The 15589-nt window shown below is 29.6% G+C and carries 17 protein-coding genes; 14 read left to right on the forward strand and 3 right to left on the reverse strand.

Annotation, left to right across the window (positions count from 1 at the left end):
* Genes ACTTA8_RS00230 through tkt form a run of 3 tightly spaced genes read right to left on the reverse strand, consistent with a single transcriptional unit; the run spans nucleotide 1 to nucleotide 4147 of the window.
* Entirely contained in the window at nucleotides 1-1176 is a 1176-nt protein-coding gene (locus ACTTA8_RS00230) for a phosphoglycerate kinase (protein WP_440613985.1), read from the reverse strand.
* A complete protein-coding gene (gene gap, locus ACTTA8_RS00235; RefSeq protein WP_440653668.1) occupies nucleotides 1176-2183 on the reverse strand; it encodes a type I glyceraldehyde-3-phosphate dehydrogenase in 1008 nt (335 codons plus the stop codon). Before gap ends, ACTTA8_RS00230 begins: the two co-directional genes overlap by 1 nt.
* 2 nt (nucleotides 2184-2185) lie before the next feature.
* Nucleotides 2186-4147 carry a transketolase gene (tkt, locus tag ACTTA8_RS00240; RefSeq protein ID WP_440653669.1) on the reverse strand — a complete coding sequence of 654 codons (1962 nt, stop codon included), beginning with the start codon at nucleotides 4145-4147 and terminating at the stop codon, nucleotides 2186-2188.
* Nucleotides 4148-4200: 53 nt separating this feature from the next.
* Here tkt and ACTTA8_RS00245 point away from each other — a divergent pair, with 53 nt between their 5' ends.
* The 14 genes from ACTTA8_RS00245 to ftsH all read left to right on the forward strand — a co-directional run bounded on the left by ACTTA8_RS00245 (nucleotide 4201) and on the right by ftsH (nucleotide 15587).
* Entirely contained in the window at nucleotides 4201-4524 is a 324-nt protein-coding gene (locus tag ACTTA8_RS00245; protein ID WP_075506051.1) for a 5-formyltetrahydrofolate cyclo-ligase, read from the forward strand.
* The gene (locus ACTTA8_RS00250; RefSeq protein ID WP_440613988.1) at nucleotides 4512-4958 is read left to right on the forward strand and encodes a cell division protein ZapA; all 447 of its coding nucleotides are present in this window, start codon (nucleotides 4512-4514) and stop codon (nucleotides 4956-4958) included. The genes ACTTA8_RS00245 and ACTTA8_RS00250 overlap by 13 nt, the downstream gene beginning before the upstream one ends.
* A 4-nt stretch (nucleotides 4959-4962) precedes the next feature.
* Nucleotides 4963-5508 (forward strand): 5-formyltetrahydrofolate cyclo-ligase, encoded by a 546-nt coding sequence (locus tag ACTTA8_RS00255; RefSeq protein WP_440653671.1) that lies wholly within the window; start codon nucleotides 4963-4965, stop codon nucleotides 5506-5508.
* Nucleotides 5505-6308, forward strand: coding sequence for a TIGR00282 family metallophosphoesterase (locus tag ACTTA8_RS00260; RefSeq protein ID WP_440653673.1), 804 nt, complete (start codon nucleotides 5505-5507; stop codon nucleotides 6306-6308). Before ACTTA8_RS00255 ends, ACTTA8_RS00260 begins: the two co-directional genes overlap by 4 nt.
* A gap of 7 nt (nucleotides 6309-6315) precedes the next feature.
* Nucleotides 6316-7041, forward strand: coding sequence for a YebC/PmpR family DNA-binding transcriptional regulator (locus ACTTA8_RS00265; RefSeq protein ID WP_440613991.1), 726 nt, complete (start codon nucleotides 6316-6318; stop codon nucleotides 7039-7041).
* Nucleotides 7041-7532, forward strand: a complete 492-nt coding sequence (locus ACTTA8_RS00270; protein ID WP_440613992.1) for a crossover junction endodeoxyribonuclease — start codon at nucleotides 7041-7043, stop codon at nucleotides 7530-7532. Before ACTTA8_RS00265 ends, ACTTA8_RS00270 begins: the two co-directional genes overlap by 1 nt.
* Nucleotides 7533-7585: 53 nt before the next feature.
* The gene (tolQ, locus tag ACTTA8_RS00275; protein WP_440613993.1) at nucleotides 7586-8260 is read left to right on the forward strand and encodes a protein TolQ; all 675 of its coding nucleotides are present in this window, start codon (nucleotides 7586-7588) and stop codon (nucleotides 8258-8260) included.
* Nucleotides 8261-8677, forward strand: coding sequence for a protein TolR (tolR, locus tag ACTTA8_RS00280; protein WP_075506058.1), 417 nt, complete (start codon nucleotides 8261-8263; stop codon nucleotides 8675-8677).
* Between the two features lie 5 nt (nucleotides 8678-8682).
* Nucleotides 8683-9546, forward strand: a complete 864-nt coding sequence (locus tag ACTTA8_RS00285; RefSeq protein WP_440613994.1) for an energy transducer TonB — start codon at nucleotides 8683-8685, stop codon at nucleotides 9544-9546.
* 12 nt (nucleotides 9547-9558) lie between these two features.
* Nucleotides 9559-10899 (forward strand): Tol-Pal system beta propeller repeat protein TolB, encoded by a 1341-nt coding sequence (gene tolB / locus ACTTA8_RS00290; protein WP_440653674.1) that lies wholly within the window; start codon nucleotides 9559-9561, stop codon nucleotides 10897-10899.
* Between the two features lie 106 nt (nucleotides 10900-11005).
* Nucleotides 11006-11551, forward strand: coding sequence for a peptidoglycan-associated lipoprotein Pal (pal, locus tag ACTTA8_RS00295; protein WP_440651922.1), 546 nt, complete (start codon nucleotides 11006-11008; stop codon nucleotides 11549-11551).
* Nucleotides 11552-11629: 78 nt separating this feature from the next.
* Complete coding sequence (gene ybgF / locus ACTTA8_RS00300) at nucleotides 11630-12634, forward strand: tol-pal system protein YbgF (RefSeq protein WP_440653676.1); 1005 nt, start codon at nucleotides 11630-11632, stop codon at nucleotides 12632-12634.
* The gene (gene tilS, locus ACTTA8_RS00305; RefSeq protein ID WP_440653678.1) at nucleotides 12594-13616 is read left to right on the forward strand and encodes a tRNA lysidine(34) synthetase TilS; all 1023 of its coding nucleotides are present in this window, start codon (nucleotides 12594-12596) and stop codon (nucleotides 13614-13616) included. Before ybgF ends, tilS begins: the two co-directional genes overlap by 41 nt.
* A 63-nt stretch (nucleotides 13617-13679) precedes the next feature.
* A complete protein-coding gene (gene ftsH / locus ACTTA8_RS00310) occupies nucleotides 13680-15587 on the forward strand; it encodes an ATP-dependent zinc metalloprotease FtsH (protein ID WP_262590286.1) in 1908 nt (635 codons plus the stop codon).
* Nucleotides 15588-15589: the final 2 nt, after the last annotated feature.

Here is a 15589-nt window from a genome sequence, read left to right on the forward strand (position 1 = left end):
TCAATTCAAGGAGCTTATACCAGGAAGTTCTTTTCCTTCAAGATATTCCAAAAATGCTCCACCTGCAGTTGAAACAAAATTAAAGTCATTAACAGCATTCAAAGAATTAATTAATGAAACGGTATCTCCACCACCTACAACAGAGTAAATTTTATCTTCTTTATTTTTTTCAACTATTTTTTTTGCAATTGCAGCACTTCCATTAGCAAAATTAGGATTTTCAAAATATCCAGCAGGACCGTTCCATAATATGGTATTTGTATTATCAATAATATTACATATACTTTCAATAGTTTTTGGACCTATATCCAAAATCATTTCATCTAATTTAATTTGATTCAATTCTTTAATTTTAGGCTGACCATTTAAACCATTTGCCACTATTACATCTTCTGGAAAAATTATATTACATTTTTTTTCTTTTGAATATGAGAGTATGTCATTAACTATAGAATTAACATTTTCTTCTTTAAGAGATTTTCCAATGTTGTATCCATCGTGTTCAATTAAGTTATTCGCCATTGCACCTACAATTATTATGTTATCAAATTTTGGAATTAAATTTTTAATAATATTAATTTTAGTAGAAATTTTAGATCCTCCAATTATGCAAGTAACAGGTTTAATTATATTAGATGTAATTTTTTTTAATGCACCAATCTCTAAATCTAGTTGTAATCCTGAAAAAGACGGTAAAAATTTTGAAATTTCACAAACAGATGTATGAGCTCTATGTGAGCATGAAAAAGCATCATTTACATAAATATCACCTAAACTTGCTAAATGTTTTGCAAAATTAGTGTCATTTTTTTCTTCTTCTGGATAAAATCTAATATTTTCAATTAATAAAATTTTTTCACTGAAATTATCAAGTAAGTCTTTATTTATCTCATAAATACTTTTTTCAATAAGGTTAATTTTCTCATTTAATTTTTTTTCTATATCATTTTGAATTGGTTTTAACGAAAGATCTTTAATTACTTTTCCTTTAGGTCGACCAACGTGAGATAAGATAACTATTTTTGAATTTTGCTCTAATAAAAATTCTATTGTTGGAAGAACTTTGTCAATTCTCGTTGTATCAGTTATCTCACCATTGTTAAGAGGGACATTTAAATCCAATCTTAAAATAACTTTTTTACCTTGTAGGTTGGTTAGTTTGGAAACACTTTGCATTAAGAATTTTGATGAATAAATTCTGCAATATCACACATACGATTTGAAAAACCCCATTCATTATCATACCAGGCTGAAATTTTACCCATACTGTCTCCAACAACATTGGTAAGAGATCCATCAACAATCGCAGATGCAGGGTTATGATTAAAATCAATTGATACTAACTTCTCATGAGTGATTTCTAATACATTTTTAAGATTATTTTTTGATGCTAATTCAAATGATTTATTTATATTTTCCTTGTTGATATTTTTTTTTGTACAGAAAACTAATTCTACAAGTGAAACATTTGGGGTAGGTACTCTCATTGCAACTCCCTCTAATTTACCTTTCAAGCTAGGAATTATTTCACCAATTGCTTTTGATGCACCAGTAGATGTTGGGACAATTGATTGACTTGCTGATCTTGCTCTTCTTGGGTCTTTATGTGAATTATCCAGAATTCTTTGATCACTTGTAAACGCATGAATAGTGGTCATAAACCCTTTTTCAATTTCAAAATTTTCATTTAGTGTATGTACAACTGGAGCCAAACAGTTTGTGGTGCATGATGCGGCTGAGATTATTTGGTCCTTACTGGTTATATCTTTTTCATTTACACCAAATACAATTGTTTTATCTGCGTTTTTACATGGCGCAGATACTATTACTTTTTTTACTCCATTTTTAACATGAGCTAAAAGTTTTTCTTTAGAATTAAATTTTCCTGTACACTCAAAAACATAATCAACATCAAATTTTTTCCAGTCTATGTTTTCAATATTAGACTCCTGTGAAAATGTAATTTTTTCATTATTTATTATTAAGTGATTTTCATCAAAATCTAAATCAGCATCAAATCTACCATGAATTGAGTCATATTTTATTAATGTACAAGTAGTCTCAGAATTTGATCTATTGTTTATGTGTTGTATTTTTATTTTTTTATCCTGGTTTTCTATAATTGATCGAACTACCATTCGACCAATTCTACCCATTCCATTAATTCCAACTTTAATTGTCATTATTAATTTTTAATTAAATTTTTTGATTTATTGGTTATATTTTCTTTTGTTAGCCCAAAATATTTATATATTTCTTTAAATGGTGCACTTTTACCAAATTCATTAATTCCAAAATTCTTTCCATTTTCACCAACATACTTTTTCCAACAATCACTTGAACCAGCTTCTATAGAGATTTTATTTTTGGTTTCATTTAGTATTTTATTTCTATAAGTTTTACTTTGTTTATCAAAAAGTTCCATACAAGGTACTGATATAACTTTAGAATAAATTTTATCTTTAGCAAGTTTATGGCTAGCCTCGATTGCAAGATTTACTTCTGAACCACTTGCCAAAATTGTTAATTTAATTTTCTTATTTGTTCTAAGCACCTCATAAGCACCAAGTGAACATTTATTATTTGAGGAATATTTTTTTCTGATTGGATCTAAATTTTGTCTTGTTAGAGACAACACGCTTGGAGTCTTTGTAGTTTTTAAAGCATGTTCCCAGCATTCAATTGTTTCAATTCTATCTGCAGGTCTAAAGACATTTAGGTTTGGAATTGATCTTAAACCAGATAATTGCTCAATTGGTTGATGTGTTGGCCCATCTTCACCTAAGCCAATTGAATCATGTGTCATCACATAAATAACTCTTTGTTGCATTAGAGCTGACAATCTTATCGATGGTTTACAGTAATCAGAAAATATTAAAAAAGTTCCACCATAAGGAATAAAATTACTATGTAGTGCGATTCCATTCATAACCCCACTCATTGCATGTTCCCTGACTCCATAGTGAATATAATTTCCATCAAAATTTCCTGGTGTAATAATTTTATGTTTTTTTGTTTTTGTATTGTTAGATCCAGCCAAATCTGCAGAACCACCAATAAGATTATTATTTGAATTGGTTAATGCGCTTAAAGTTAACTCAGAACATTTTCTTGTTGCTAAGCTTTTAGGTTCTTTGATTGCAAGTTTCTTTTCTGTATTTAAAACATTTTTAAAGTTATTATTATTTTTGATTAGATTTAATTTTTTACTTTGTTTTTTAGTTAATTTGTCCCATTTTTTTTCAATTAACTGACCCTTTCTTCCAATAGCTCTCCATTGGTCTAATAATTTATTTGGAATTTCAAAAGGTTTATATTTCCATTTAAGTAATTTTCTTACTAATTTAATTTCATCTAATCCCAAAGGACTACCATGTGAAGACGACTTACCAGATTTATTTGGAGAACCATATCCAATTTTTGTTTTACAAGAAATTACTGTTGGTTTTTTTGCATTTTGAACTCTTTTTAAAGCTCTATAAATATGATTTTGATTGTGACCATCAACTAATATGTAATCCCATCCATAGCTTTCAAATCTTTTTTTAAAATTATCTGATACAGCAAGGCTTGTTGGACCATCAATTGAAATATTATTATTATCGAAAAGCATCACCAAATTTTTTAATTTTAAGTGACCAGCTAAACTCATTGCTTCGTGACTAATACCTTCCATTAAGCAACCATCGCCAGCTAGAACATAAGTTTTGTGATTAATTAGATTTTTACCTAATTTTTTTTTGAGGATTTCTTCAGCTATTGCAAATCCAACTGCATTAGCTATTCCTTGTCCTAGTGGTCCAGTGGTTGTTTCAATTCCAGTTTTTGGATGATACTCTGGATGACCTGCACAAATAGATTTTAGTTGTCTAAACTTTTTAATCGAATTTAACGAAATACTTTTATAACCAGTTAAGTATAATAATGAATAAAGAAGCATTGAGCCATGCCCAGCTGATAAAACAAATCTATCTCTATTTATCCAATTTGGATTTTGTGGATTGAATTTTAAAAAATACCTAAAAAGTACTGTCGCAACGTCCGCCATACCCATTGGCATTCCTGGGTGGCCAGAATTAGCTTTTTGAACTGCATCAATAGATAAAAATCTAATACAATTTGCTAAATCGTTATGTATTTTACTCAAAATTATCCTGACTAGACTAAGAAGATTCTATTTAATATTATAAGTATATATATATGAATTCTATAAACGAAAAAGAAAAAAAACTTAATCAAGCTTTAGAAGAATTAAAAAATTTAGATCTAACTAATCCAGATTTGAAAAATAATATTCAAAATCTTAATTTGCAAAAAAATCAATTAGAGATTGAAAAAAATGAGCTAGAAAAAAAATATAAAGAGCTATCAGATCAGAACGAAATTTTGTCAAAAAGATTAGATGAGTTCAGAAGTAAAGAAAAGGCTGAAGAAAGAAAACAAATAGAGTTTTCTGAGAAAATTGATGAATTAAATCAAGAAACAGATACTTTGTTGGAAGAGATTGATAAATGGCAAATGTAAGTATTAAATTTAATAATAAAGAGTTTTTACTATCTTGTGATGATGGGCAAGAGGAACATCTAGAAGAATTGTTAATACAAATAAACCAAAAATTTAATCATTTAAAAAATGATCTTGGCAATTTAGGAGAGAATAAACTCTTATTAATTACAGCAGTTAAAATAATGGATGAATACTACGAAACAAAAAAGAAAGTTGAACAAAAAAAACAAGAATTAAAAGATTTATCAAATAAATTTAAGGAATTAAAAACTCTAATTTATGAATATAAAGATAAAAAAGAAGAAGAAATAAAAGAGTTAAATTTAAATCATGATAAATTAAAAATCGAGATTGAAACTAATCAAAAAAAATATGAAGATTTAATTGATACTGCAGCAGAGAAAATTTCAAGTTTTGTGGAAAAAGCAAAACAAGAAAATTTACCTCAATAAATTTGTGAATAAATCTAAATTAAGAAGAAAGATAACATCACTTAGAAAAAAAAATTTTCAAGAAAATTTGAAAATCAATTCTTTAAAATTAATTAAATTCCTAAGTGATAATAAGCTTAAAACAAGAATTGTTGGAGGATATTATCCATGCAATCATGAAATAGATGACTTAGAAGTTTTAAATTTATTTAGTAAAAATAAAAAAATTACCTCATTACCGATCATCAAGAAAGATAACCAAATGGACTTTTATGAATGGTCCAAAGATAATCCATTAAAGATAAACAAATATGGGATTATTGAACCATTATCTCAAAAGAAAGTTTATCCAGATATTTTATTAGTTCCACTATTAGCTTTTGATAAGCAATTTAACCGTTTAGGTTATGGTGGTGGTTTTTATGATCGTTATATTGAAAAAATTGAAATTAAAAAAAAGGTCTTTAAAGTTGGATTTGCTTTTTCTTTCCAAGAATTAAAAGAGGTACCAATTAATAATTATGATAAGAAGCTTGATTTAATAATTACAGAAAGAGGTTTAATATTTTGAGAATTTTATTTTTAGGCGATGTTGTTGGTATTTCGGGGTGCTCTAAACTTACAAGCAGCTTACTTAGTGAAGTTGAATTAAAAAAAATAGATTTTGTTATTGCCAACGGTGAAAATGCTGCAGCCCAAGGTGTTGGTTTGACAGAAGAAATTTGCAAAGATTTTTATAACTCTGGTGTTAACGTAATCACAACAGGTAATCATGTTTGGGATCAAAAAGAAATCATGAAATACATAGAAAAAGAAGAGAGATTGTTACGTCCTAAAAATCTTTTTGAGCCTGCACCTGGTCGAGGTTTTCAAATTTTTAAAACAGATAAAAATATAAGAGTTGGGGTACTTAACCTCATGGGAAATGTTTTTATGAAAAAGTGTGAAGATGTTTTTGAAACTTCAAAAAAATTTTTAAGTGAATATAAATTAAAAGATGATTACGATTTATTAGTGGTTGATTTTCATGGTGAAATTACCAGTGAGAAAAATGCCATAGGTCATTTTTTTGATGGTCATGCAACTTTGGTTGTCGGAACTCATACACATGTACCAACTAATGATGCCAGAATACTAAACAAAGGCACTGGATATCAAACTGATGCAGGCATGTGTGGAGATTACGACTCTGTAATTGGGATGGACAAAGAGAATTCATTAAACAGATTTTTAAAAAAAGACTCGGTTAAACATTTTCCTGCAGTTGGAGAAGGGACTTTGTCTGGTGTTATTGTTGATTGTGATATAAATACTGGTTTAGCTAAAAGTATTAATAGTTATATATTTGGAGAAAAATTAAAAAATTTTTAATTTAGATATGGCAGGTCATTCTCATTGGGCGGGTATTAAACATAAAAAAGGAAAAGCTGATAAGCAACGTTCAAAAATATTCTCAAAGTTATCTAAAGAAATTACAGTAGCTGCAAAACTTGGAGACAAAGATCCTGCAATGAATCCAAGATTAAGATCAGCAGTACAGGCTGCTAGATCAGCAAATATGCCAAAAGATAATATAGAAAGAGCAATAGATAAGTCTTCTGCTGCATCTGGTGCAAATTTTGAAAACTTGAGGTATGAGGGATTTGGACCAAAGAAAATTGCAGTAATTGTAGAAACTTTAACTGACAATAAAAATAGAACAGCTTCCAATGTGAGAACTATTTTTCAAAAATCTGGTGGAAGTCTAGGTACCCAAGGATCAGCATCTCATAACTTTAAACAACTTGGGATAATAAAAATTGATAAAAATGAAATATCAGATGATAAAATTTTTGAATTGGCTATAGAAGCTGGTGCAGAGGAATGTATTTCTCACCAGGATTTTCATGAAGTTCAATGTGTTTCAAATGAAATATATAATGTTAAAAAAAATTTAGAAAATACAATAGCAAACTTTATTTCAACAGAAATTGAGTGGGTGCCTATAAATAGTGTTGATATTCAAAATGATGAGAAAGAAAGTGTGATTGAGTTTTTAGAAAATTTAGAAGATGATGATGATGTTCAGAACGTTTTTTCAAACGTAAATTTGGGAAATATTTGATGTTAATAATTGGAATAGATCCAGGAATATCAGGATCTATATGTTTTTTAGAAGATGGAATAATCAAAGATGTGATTGAAATGCCAACAATGATCGAAGGAAAAAAAAATAAAAAACAAGTAAATGGATCTCAAATATTTAATGAAATTTCTCTTAGAATAAAAACATATGAAAAAAAAAATATTAAAGTTGTTGTAGAACAAGTTTCAGCCATGCCAGGTCAAGGTGTAACTAGTATGTTTAATTTTGGTCAATCTTTTGGAATTTTAAAAGGAATTTGCAGCGCAATGCAGTTGCCAATTTATTTTGTAAGACCAGCAAAATGGAAAAAATATTTTAATTTAATTAACTCAGAAAAGGATGCTAGCAGGACAAGAGCTATTGAAATATTTCCTTATTTTTCGTCAAATTTATCAAAAAAAAAAGATTCTAATAAAGCAGATGCAATTCTGATAGCCAGTTATTTTCACGAAACATACAAAAATGACTAATCTTTAAAATTATATAGTCAAATTCATGACACAATTAAGTGTGATGAGTGATTATGGAAGCAGACATAGCCGCAAATGCAATAGACTTAGGAACAAATACAGATTTTTCACTTTTTAGTTTATTTTTAAAAGCAGACATAATTGTTAAAGCAGTAATGATTAGCTTAATACTTTGCTCAGTATACTCATGGGCGGTGATTATAGAAAAATATCGACTATTTAAAAAAATAAATAAATCTTCAGAGGAATTTGAAGAAAAATTTTGGAACTCTAAATCTGCTGAAAATTTTTATAATAGTTTACCAAATAATTTAGAAGACCCAATGTCTTTGGTATTCCAAAATGCCATGGAAAACTTACTAAAGAAAAAATCTAAAACAAACTTGAGTGAAAGAATGACAGCCTTCCTTGAGGGTGGAATAGAAAAAGAAATGTCAAAGATTGAAAAAGGATTTACTTTTTTAGCAACTGTTGGTTCAACGGCACCATTTATTGGATTATTTGGAACAGTTTGGGGAATTATGAATTCTTTTCAGTCAATTGCTATTTCAAGAAATACTAGTCTTGCAATAGTTGCACCTGGTATCGCGGAAGCATTATTTGCAACAGCGTTAGGACTCTTAGCAGCTATACCTGCGGTAGTTGCTTATAATAAATTTAATACTGACGCAAAAAAATACTCAGAAAAATTAGAGAATTTTTCAAAAAGATTTTTAACAATAATTTAAATGGCTTTTAAATTAAATCGCTCATCTAAGGAACCAATGAGTGAGATTAACGTCACTCCTTTTGTTGATGTGATGTTGGTTCTATTAATTATATTCATGGTCACGGCACCGCTCTTAACAGTTGGTGTTCAAGTTGACTTACCTGAGAGTTCAGCAGATTCTTTACCTGAGGAAACAGAACCTTTAACATTATCTATCAATGCTAAAGGTGAAATTTTTATACAGGAGTCAAAAGTTGAATATGACAATATAATTGCTAAAGTTTTAGCTGTTTCAAAAAATAGAACTGACACAAGAATTTATGTAAGAGGTGATAAAACAATAAACTATGGAAGAGTTTTAGAGATAATGGGTTTATTATCTGGATCTGGTTTTACAAAAGTTGCTTTAATCTCTGAGCCTCTTAAACAAAGGTAGTTGCGGTGAAGAGTAGTAGTATAGCTATATCCTCAGCTTTACACATATCTTTAGTTGTCCTTACAGCTTTAAGTTTGCCTTTTCTGTCAAAAAAACCAATAGACCTTCCACCCATAGTTTCTGTTGAATTAATTCAAATAACAGAAGAAACAAATATTCCTTTTGCGCCTAAAGCAAAAAAAATTATTGAAAAAGTAAAAGAAAAAGAAAAAAAACTTGTTTCAGAACAAGCTCCACCCAAAAAGGTAAAAAAAACTAAAACTAAGACTGTTGTCTCAGAGAAAAAAAACAAAACGATAGAAAAACAAAATCCTGAAGCTGTCCCTTTGCCAGATAAAGAGGTAAAAAAACTAAAGACTAAAGAAGAAAAAAAACAAAATCCAGAAAAGGTAGATAATGAAGTAAAACAAGTATCTGAATTTGAAAAAAAAGATTTATTTGATCCAAATAACATTGCTGCATTGATAGATAAATCAAAAGAGGAAACAGCGGAAAAAGTTAAAACCAATAATGATGTTACACAAGATCAAGTAAGAAACGTTGAAAACTCTAAGCTTACTCTAAGTGAGGAAGATGCTTTAAAAGCCCAAATTTTTGGTTGTTGGAGTATCCCGTTAGGTTTGCCATATGATGAAAATTTACTGGTTAGAATAAAATTAAAGCTTAAACCAGATGGTTCAGTCACCAAAACTGAGATATTAGATCATGCTAGAATGAATAAACCTGGCCAAGGTTTCTATAAAGTCTTAGCAGAAAGTGCCTTAAGAGCAGTAAGATTATGTCAACCTTTAAGAGTTCCAGCTTCTGGCTATGAGAGGTGGAAAGAATTACAATTAAATTTTGATGCAAGAGAGATGTTAGGAGGTTAGTATAAAGAGTTTATGATTAAAAAACTAATAATTGTGATCTTTGTTTTAATTCCAATAAAAGCTTTAGCGTTAATTGAAGTTGATATTACAAGGGGAAACCTAAACCCTCTGCCACTTGCAGTCTCCCCATTGTCAATAGATGAAACATCTAGAAAGAGTTTTGAACAGATTTTAGATAAAGAGAACATTGGTTCTGAAATATCATTAATTGTTGAAAATAATTTAAGAACTTCAGGTTTATTTAATCCTTTAGACAAAAAAGCATTTTTACAAGCTCCAGATATAGCAAATTTAAAACCAAGATTTGAGGATTGGAATTTAATTAAAGCCCAAGCTCTTATTACGGGTAAAGTAAATTTTATTAATGATAAATTAAGAGTTGAGTTTAGACTTTGGGATGTGCTTGCTGCAAAAGAGATGATGGCTTTAGCGTTTACAACTGTGCCAACAAATTGGAGAAGAGTTGGGCATATCATATCAGATAAAGTGTATGAAAGATTAACGGGAGAAAAAGGATATTTTGATACAAGAATAATTTATGTAGCTGAAGAAGGACCAAAAACGCAAAGAATAAAAAAATTAGCTATAATGGATCAAGATGGCGCTAATAATAAATTTCTAACTTTGGGAAATGAGCTTGTACTTACTCCACGATTTAACCCTGCAAGTCAAATGGTTACTTATTTATCTTATTTTAAAAATATGCCACGAGTTTATCTTTTAGATATTGAAACAGGAACACAGGAAGTTGTTGGAGATTTTCCTGGAATGACATTTGCTCCTAGATTTTCACCTGATGGAAAAAAAATAATCATGAGTTTCGCAAAAGATGGAAAATCAGATATTTATACTATGAATTTAGAAACTCGATTGGTAGAGAGAATAACCAATCATCCTTCAATTGATACATCACCTTCTTATTCTCCAGACGGAAAATATATAACTTTCAACTCTGATAGAAGTGGATACCAACAAATTTATGTCATGAAAAATGATGGAAGTGATGTGAAAAGAATTTCTTTTGGCAATGGTTTGTACGGAACACCAGTTTGGTCTCCTCGGGGTGACTTAATAGCATTTACAAAATTACATAAAGGAAAATTTTATATCGGAGTTATGCGGACAGATGGGACTGGTGAAAGATTATTAACAGAAAACTATTATCAAGAGGCCCCATCTTGGTCACCGAATGGAAGAGTTTTGATATTTTATAGAGAAACAAAAACTAATTCTAAAGGCGAAGGTTTTTCTGCTAAATTATGGTCTATTGATTTAACTGGGTATAATGAAAGATTGATAAAAACTGAGACGGACGCATCTGACCCATCTTGGTCGTCTTTATTAAGTAATTAATATCAATTTATCTTTAAATACGATGAAATTTCTTGATTTTTTCGGTTGAAACATCTATTTAGTTGTGAAAAAAATAGTATTTGAAAAAGCAGCAAGGAGCAAATTAATGAGATTAAACAAAATTTTCAAAAACACGTTACTAGTTATTTCTGCTGGAATAATTTTAACAGCGTGTGCAACAAAAAAAGAAGTAGCCGTTGAAAAAGAGGCACCTAAAGAAGAAACTAAAAAAGAAGAAGTAACTAAGATTGAAAAAATTGCAGGTCAAATGCAAGGAGATGTTTACGTTGGAACGGATAGCGTAAAATATTTAGCAGATGGTGTTGCTGATAGAGTGTTCTTTGCAACTAACGAATCTATATTAACTACAGCTTCAAGAGAAACTTTAAGGGCTCAAGCTGCTTGGTTAAGAGAAAATTCTAACATCACTGTAGTTTTAGAAGGTCATGCAGATGAAAGAGGAACAAGAGAATATAACTTAGCACTTGGTGAAAGAAGAGCTAATGCTGCAAAAGATTATCTAATGACTTATGGTGTTTCATCAGACAGAATTACAGTAATCAGTTATGGTAAAGAAAGACCTGTCGATTCAGGATCAAATCCTTTAGCATGGTCTAAAAACAGAAGATCAGTTACTGTTAAAGCAAATTAAAGAATTTTTAAAAAAGACCCTAAAATCGAAAAATTTTAGGGTCTTTTTTTCGCCTTTTTATAATCATATAAAAATTTAATGAGATCACTTTTCAGATCAACATTATTTAATTTAATAATAATATTAAATTTCTTTTTTTCAGGAATTGCTTATTCAGATAATCACAATATTTATGAAATTTTAGATTTAATAAAAAAAGATTTAAAAACTCTTGAAAGAGCTGTTTACTCTGGATCAATTGAAATAGAAAGTAACACAAATAATCAATCAGTATCAAATCTTGATAATAACTCTGAAGATGTTTTGACCAGGCATCTGTTAAAGTTATCTGAGGTAGAAGAGCAGTTTAGAGAACTTACTAATAAATTTGAGGAAATTAATTTTAAGCTTGATAAACTCTCAAACAGAGTATCCAAGCTACAATCCGATAATCAGATAAGGTTTCAAGATATAGAAAATGATTTAAGTTCTGTCAGTATAATTGATAGTAATCAACAACTGAGTTCTGCGCCTAAAATTGAAAAGCAAATTCTTCCTGGAAGCTCACAGCCTCAGGACTTAGGCACAATTTCTTATAAAGATATGGAAACTTCAGAGGAGAATCAACAGATTCAATCGGTTGATACTACAGCTTCTATTGTAGAAGAAACTTTTCAAACTGAAGATAAAATTTTACCAATAGATTTAACTCCAAAAGAACAATATGAATTTGCAACAAGTTTCTTAAAAGTTGGAGATTACAGTACAGCAGAAAGAGCTTTTAGAGAATTTGTGTTGTCAAATCCTGATGATGAATTAGCAGGTAGTGCTCAATATTGGTATGCAGAAACTTTCAGAATAAGACAACTTTATACCGATGCTGCTTCAGCTTATCTCGAAGGATACCAAAAATATCCAAAAGGCAAGAAAGCTCCAATAAATTTATTAAAGCTTGGAGTTTCAATGGTTCAAATTGGCGAAAAAGATCAAGGCTGTAAGATGATTAATGGTGTAGAGTTGCAATATCCAAATGCAAATCAGTCTGTAATACAAAAAGCAAAATATGAGTCTAAAAAATTTGAATGCGTCAAGCAAGATTCATAAACAACTTCTTAATAAATTAAGAGATAAAAGAATTTATAAAATCTATAATAAATTTGAAAATAATTTAAATTTAAATAACGATTTTACAGTTGCTGTATCAGGTGGCCCAGATAGCCTTGCTTTAGCTTTTTTTTCAAAAATTTATTCAATTAAAAAATCTTTAAAAGTCAAATATTTTCTTGTTGACCATAAATTGAGAAAGAATTCATCTGTAGAAGCTTTATTTGTAAAAAATCTTTTAAAAGATTTTTCTATAGATTTAGATATTTTAAAATGGAATGGGAAAAAACCCAAAAATAATATCCAATCTCTCGCAAGAAAAAAAAGATATAATCTCTTAATTAACCAATCAAAAAAATTTAAAATTAATCATATTTTATTTGGTCACCATGAAGATGATGTTTATGAAAATTTTTTAATTAGGCTTTTAAGAGGCAGTGGTTTAAAGGGTATCGTATCTTTAGACAAAACGACTTTAAATAACAATGCAAATATCTTAAGACCTTTAATAAACGTTGAGAAAAAAGATTTAATCTACATCTCAAAAAAGGTCTTTAATAAATATGTAGAAGATCCTTCAAATGAAGATGAAATTTTTAAAAGAGTAAGAATTAGAAATTTAATTAAAAATCTTGAAAGTGAAGGTTTAGATAAAAGTAAATTTAAATTATCAATTAATAATTTAAAAAGTGTTGATCAATCAATCCAGTTTTTTTGTGAAAAAAATTTAAAAGAAAATTCGATTATTTCTCAAAATAAAGTTGTATTAAAAGAAGAATTTTTTAACTTTCCTCAAGAAGTTTTGTTCAGGTCATTTTCAAAGATCTTACAGTTAGTTGGGAAAAAGTATTCTCCACCCAGAGGTAAAAAAATTACCAATATTTTAGAAAATCTACAGAGTAAAATTACTTTTAAGTCTACACTTGGGAATTGTGTAATAAAAAAAATCAAGAAAACTGTAATTGTATATAAAGAGCGTTAATATCACTAAATTTATAGTTATTTTGTCACTTGTTTAATTTGCAATAATTCTTATCTTTACACCATGAATTTTAAAAATCTGGCTATGTGGGGAATAATAGTTTTTTTAACTATTGGTCTTTATAACATGTTTAAAAATCCTCAATCAAATATTAGAGGAGGAAATCAAATAATTTTTTCAGATTTTTTAACTTCAGTTGAAAATGGAGAAGTTTTAAAAGTTGAGATACAGGGAAACAACATCAAGGGTGTTTACTCAAATGGAAATTCATTTTCAACTTATGCTCCAAACGATCCAAATTTAATTGAAAAATTATCAGACAAAGGAGTAAGTATTTCAGCAGCTCCGTTAGAAGAAAAAATGCCATCTTTATTTGGCGTACTACTTTCTTGGTTCCCAATGCTTTTATTAATTGCTGTTTGGATATTTTTTATGCGACAGATGCAAGGTGGAAAAGGTGGAGCAATGGGATTTGGCAAGTCAAAAGCTAAGATGATGAATGAACTTAAAGGCAAAGTAACATTTAATGATGTTGCTGGAGTAGAAGAGGCAAAAGAAGAAGTAGAAGAAATTGTAGAATTTTTAAAAGACCCTAAAAAATTTAGTAGACTTGGTGGAAAGATACCTAGAGGTGCTTTATTGGTTGGACCTCCAGGAACGGGAAAAACTTTGTTAGCAAGAGCTATTGCAGGTGAAGCAGGAGTTCCTTTCTTTACTATCTCTGGTTCAGATTTTGTTGAAATGTTTGTTGGTGTTGGAGCATCAAGAGTAAGAGATATGTTTGAACAAGGTAAAAAAAATTCTCCGTGCATAATATTCATTGATGAAATAGATGCAGTTGGAAGAAGTAGAGGTGCGGGTTTAGGTGGAGGTAATGATGAAAGAGAGCAAACTTTAAACCAATTATTAGTAGAGATGGATGGGTTTGATACTAATGAGGGAGTTATCATAATTGCAGCAACAAATAGACCTGATGTTCTTGATCCAGCACTATTAAGACCTGGAAGATTTGACAGACAAGTAGTTGTTTCAAACCCAGATATTATTGGAAGAGAAAAAATTTTAAAAGTCCATGTGAAAAAAATTAAGATGGCACCCGATGTAAATTTAAGAACTATTGCAAGAGGGACCCCCGGTTTTTCAGGAGCAGATTTAGCTAACTTAGTCAATGAAGCTGCTTTATTAGCAGCTAGAAAAAATAAAAGAATTGTAACTTTATTAGAATTTGAAGAGGCAAAAGATAAAGTATTAATGGGTGCTGAAAGAAGATCAATGGTAATGACTGAGGATGAAAAAAAACTTACCGCATATCACGAAGGTGGCCATGCTTTAGTCTCGTTTAATATGCCTAGTTATGATCCAATTCACAAAGCCACTATCATTCCAAGAGGAAGAGCTTTGGGAATGGTTATGAATTTACCAGAAAGAGATAAACATGGATATTCAATCAAATATTTAAAAGCTAGACTAGCAGTTTGTTTTGGAGGAAGAGTTGCAGAAGAATTAATTTTTGGAAAAGATAACATTTCTACAGGAGCAGGTGGAGGAAGTGGTTCAGATATTAATCAAGCTACTCAACTTGCAAGAGCGATGGTAACTAAATATGGTATGAGTGAGGAAATGGGTCCAGTTGAGTATGGAGAAAATCAAGAGGAAGTTTTCTTAGGTAGATCTGTTACTCAAACACAATCAGTTTCTGAAGAAGTTGCTCAAAAAATTGATAAGGAAATTAGGAAACTAGTCGACGAAGGATATAATCAAGCAAAGAAAATTTTGACTGAGAAAATTGATGATCTACATAAAATTGCTAAAGCATTAATTACTTACGAAACCTTAACAGGTGAAGAGATTGAGAACATAATTAACAAAAACTTATATCCAAAAGATAAAATTTTAGAAAATCAAGACTCAAAAGATGATCATGACTCGGCTTTAGGAGCCATGGGTCTAAAACCAAAAATTGTTCATTAATT

Origin of the sequence: Candidatus Pelagibacter sp. HIMB1506 (genome assembly GCF_052047935.1) — a bacterium.
Taxonomy (GTDB): domain Bacteria; phylum Pseudomonadota; class Alphaproteobacteria; order Pelagibacterales; family Pelagibacteraceae; genus Pelagibacter.